Origin of the sequence: Myxococcus sp. AM009 (assembly GCF_013372605.1) — a bacterium.
In the GTDB taxonomy this organism is placed as follows: Bacteria; Myxococcota; Myxococcia; order Myxococcales; family Myxococcaceae; genus Myxococcus; species Myxococcus vastator.
The window spans coordinates 1-4228 of sequence record NZ_JABXEP010000289.1 but is presented as its reverse complement, the minus strand read 5'-3'; the positions used below and the strand labels follow the sequence as shown (position 1 = coordinate 4228).

General features: G+C 68.5%; 3 protein-coding genes. 1 reads left to right on the top strand and 2 read right to left on the bottom strand.

The window, feature by feature from the left end; translation table 11 throughout:
* The coding region (locus HV824_RS34965; RefSeq protein ID WP_176425206.1) for a M57 family metalloprotease at positions 1 to 849 on the bottom strand (849 nt) is incomplete at its 3' end.
* 297 nt (positions 850 to 1146) lie between these two features.
* Positions 1147 to 3027: an outer membrane exchange accessory lipoprotein TraC gene (traC, locus tag HV824_RS34960; RefSeq protein WP_176418776.1), complete on the bottom strand. Its 1881-nt coding sequence runs from the start codon at positions 3025 to 3027 to the stop codon at positions 1147 to 1149.
* A 342-nt stretch (positions 3028 to 3369) separates the two neighbouring features.
* On the opposite strand from traC, the gene HV824_RS37845 reads away from it, so the two are divergent.
* Positions 3370 to 4182 carry a hypothetical protein gene (locus HV824_RS37845; protein ID WP_176418775.1) on the top strand — a complete coding sequence of 271 codons (813 nt, stop codon included), beginning with the start codon at positions 3370 to 3372 and terminating at the stop codon, positions 4180 to 4182.
* Positions 4183 to 4228: the final 46 nt, after the last annotated feature.

The window sequence follows — 4228 nt, the reverse complement described above, 5'->3', positions numbered from 1 at the left end:
CGGCGGGGGAGGCGGGGGCGGCTCACCGTTCGGCGTGCCGTAGAGCGCCTGGATGCCCTGGACGTCCTTCGTGGTCAGCACCAGGTCACCGTTCTGGGTGCCGTTGCACTGCGGGTAGTGCATGACGGAGGAGCCGTCGTAGGTGGTCAGCGCGCGCCAGTTGCTGTCCTCGAAGCAGGTGCCAGACTCGGGGCGGGTGTGCTCGTGACGGAAGCCGAGCACGTGGCCCAGCTCGTGGCGGGTGATGCCCTCCAGCGTCCAGACGCCCAGCGGCTGGAACGAGCTGGGGTCGAACACGACGTTGCGCTGCGCGCGCGCGTCACCCGGGAAGAACGCGCGCGCCAGGTACTGGCCTCCCGCGTTGATGGGGCTCACGTCGAACAGCACGTTGCCGTTGCTGGCGTTGCAGTTGGAGTCCTGCGCGGAGACGTGAACGAACTTCACGTGGCCGGCGGCCTCCCACGCCCCCGTCGCGCTGGCCATCGCCTGGACCATGCGGTTGTAGTTGCTGCCGAAGGTGGTGCTCACACAGTAGCTGAGGTTCAGCTTCTGCGTGTCGCTCCACTTCGCGTCCGCTCCGCCCACGCGGTGGACGATGAGCTGCCCGTTCTTGACGTTGTTGTCGTAGAACTCGCGCAGGTGCTTCTCGGTCGCGAACGGCGTGTCACCGTCGGCGATGAAGATGCCCGTCTCCGGCTCCTGGTACACCTGGGCGAGGAACTCCTCCCACGACATCCCCTGGCTGAGCGTCTCCTCGGAGGTGGGGGTGGTGCCATCGCTGCCGCCGCAACCGGCGAGCAGCGCCAGGCCCGTGAGGGCGCCGACGAACTTGGACTGTGACATGGACATCCTTGTTGGGATGAGTGGTTCGCAGCCGACCAAGCAGCCGCCATGCCAGCAGCCAAGTCATCGCCGTCATTCAGGTTTTCTGATGGCTCCCTGTTCAACGCGGTGTGCCTGGACTCCAGGGCCCCACGGCTTTTCGTAAACTACCTTTACATTTTACCTTCAAACCGCAGTGCTTCTAAGGGGTTGTCCGTAGAAGACAAGCTGACTGATATTCAGACAGGCTGTCCTGAAGCAGGACACCCTTCACCGACCGTCCGGATTCATTCGTCCTGAAAATAGACAATGACAACGGAAGCACTACAGCCCCACCAGGCTCTCCGGGCGATTCAGGCCGCGCGCGCGGCCCAGCGGCTGGAGGATGTCCTGCGGCGGCGCGTCCGCGGTGAGCAGGAGCGCGCGCACGGCGGTCTCCACCACGTCCTCGGCGCCGGGGCGGACCATGCCGCGGCGGGCGTCCTGCACGCGCTTGCCGCGGTAGGCGTCAAAGCGCTCCTTCACGCGGCGAGCGACATCCGACACCGCCTTGTCGCCCACCTCCACGCGCAGCTCCAGCTCGTTGCGCAGCTGCACCGGGTCCGCGAGCACGCCGTACCTGTCGTAGCCCTTGTGCGCCGTGTCCTCGTGCATCACCGCGTAGTCCTGCGTGTTGGGCGCGGGCACCTGCTGCTCCTTGAGCAAGTCCCGCATCACCGCGGTGACAGAGGCCGTCACGGTGAGCCGGTGGAGCTGCACGTCGAACACGAAGTCCGAATACATGGGCTCCTCCACGGTGATGGGCTCGCGGAAGGTCGCGTCGCGGTGCCGCTGCACAGCCGTGCGCTGACCCTCGGCCTTGTCCAGCGCGGCCTCCAGCGCCTTCTCCTTCTCCAGGGACGCGGCGGCCTTGGCCACCAGCAGCACCTCCTCGGCGACGCACGCCTTGGTGTCACAGCGGGACGGGTTGCACTCGCTGGGCAGCTCCCCGGGGCCGCTGGCCTCTCGCGCGGCGTCGCCGCACTCCAGCAGGGCCTCGCGGCACTGGCGGCGCTCCCGCTCGCGGCAGCGCTCGGCGGCCACGCGCACCATGGACAGCTCCGCCTGCAGGCGCAGGTACTCCCGCAGCGCGGCGGCCTGCTTGCGCTCAACGTCCTCCAGGGCGCGCTCGGCCTTCAAGAGCTGGGTCTCGAAGCCGCCGCGGCGCGGGTTGGGCACGGAGCGGTTGCCGGCGAGGTAGCGCTGCGTGCGCTGCGACTCCTCCACCACCTGCAGCGGAAGCACCCGCTCCAGTGACAAGTCCAGCGTCACGCCTTCGCGGCCCGCCGGGGCCTCCGTCACCACGCGCAGGGGCAGCTGCGTGGGCAGCATCGCCGCCAGCCGGCCGGCCGCCAGCCGCTGCGCCACGTCCGGCGCTCCGGCCCGGTCCTCCACCGGCGAGGCCACCACCAGGAAGGCCACCTCGTCGCGCAGCTTCTGGCGCACGGCCTCGGCTCGCTCCCGCGCCGCGGTGGCGCCCACGCGCTCCTGGTCCGCGCGGACGTAGGCCACCAGCGCGTTGCCCAGCTTGCCGGCCTTCTCCAGGCCCTCACCCGTACCGAACCAGCGCCGCGCCCAGGCCACCTGCACGCCGTCCACGCCCCGCCTGGCGGCCGCGTGGTCCGGCGCCACCGACAGCACCGCGTCGAACTCCGTGCGCGCGTCCTGCAACCGCTCCGCCTTCAACGCCACGTTGCCCGCCGCCACGCGCGCATCCAACGTGGCGCCAAGCAGCTCCCGCGCCGAGCCGTTGTCCGCGTTGAGCTCCAGCGCGCGCACCAGGCGCTTCATCGCGCCATCCAGGTCCCCGGAGGCATGCACGGCGCGCGCATCCTCCAGCACCACCTCGCTCCAGGCCTGACGCACCTTGCCCAGCTTCACCTTGACCTCGGAGGCCTCCGGGTCCGCCGCCAGCGCGCGCAGATAGGCAGCCTCCGCCTCCGCCCACTTCTGCTCCTGGCTGGCGGCGTCTCCCTCCTTCACCGCCCGGGAGAAGGCGGAACAGCCCGACAGGGCGAGCACCAGGGCCAGGGCCAGGGCCCCCAGCCAGGGACGGGAGGAAGAAGGAGGCGGGCGGAGGGCTCGGGCAGACGCGTTCACGCCCGCATCTTCGAGGAAACCCTCATTCGGGAGAAGACGCCGGACGTCCTCTTGGCCGCCCCTCATCCCACACAGGCACCCCTCCCCTGGAGGTCTGCCATTGCCAGCCAGGCCCGCGCTCCCGCGAAGAACCCTCACTCCCTGTTGCGGCGACAATGTATGTCACCTTTCCAACGGTTTTGAATTCTTGCGCTGCGGGCTCCCCTACCCCAGAATGAGTCTTAAAAACCCCACCGCTGCCTGATTCCGCCAAATTTTACAGTGCAGTTGCGATGATTCGCCCTGACTGTATATATACGCCTCATTCATCGCCCTCCCGCCGCATTCCCAACTGGAGCAGGTTGGACCCTCCTCATGGAATCTGTCGCCCGCCCCCAGACTTCGGTGCCCCGCCAGGTCGTACGGACCGTGCTTCACGAGGCCCTGGAGAGCAAACTGGGTGGGGAGGTCGTGGTCCGCTCCACCTCCGTTTCCGGGCGCATCTTCGTGGTGGCGCGGAAGGTGGCCTGGGCGGTCCTCAACGGGCCGGGGGCGCTCAACTTCTCCTCGGTGCTCATCCGGGAGCGGGTGGTCAGCCGCGAGGACGTCGAGCAGGTGGTGGCGGAGTGCCGGCAGAGCGGGGGCAACTTCTGCGAGACGCTGGTGACGTGGGGCCTGGTTCCCCGGGACACCATGAGGGACCTGCTGCGCCGCCACATGTCGGAGCAGCTGGAGGCCTTGCTGTCGCTGACGGACGCCCAGGCCATGTTCGTCCCGCAGCCGCGCACCTATTCCAGCCAATTGACGTATGGCCTGGATGAGCTGATTCCCACTGTCGCGAAGCCTCCCACTCACCCCCTGGTAGAAAGCGAAGTCATGGCGAACGTGAAGCAGTCCCTGGAAGAGACGCTGAAAATCGAGGGGGCCTTCGCGGCCTGTCTGGCGGACTCGAAGAGCGGCATGTGCCTGGGCAGCGTGGGCGGCAACCCGGCCTTCAACATCGAGACGGCGGCGGCGGCCAACACCGAGGTCGTGCGTTCCAAGATGAAGGCCATGAGCATGCTGGGCATCAAGGACCGCATCGAGGACATCCTCATCACGCTCGGCGAGCAGTACCACCTCATCCGCCCGCTTTCGGGCAAGGAGGGCCTGTTCCTGTACGTGGCCCTGCACCGCGCCAGCGCCAACCTGGCGATGGCCCGCTACAAGCTGTCCGAGGTCGAGAAGACGCTTCAGGTGTGAGCCGTCCCCTGGGTGGATGAGCGCCCGCCCGCCCCCCGGGCGGCGC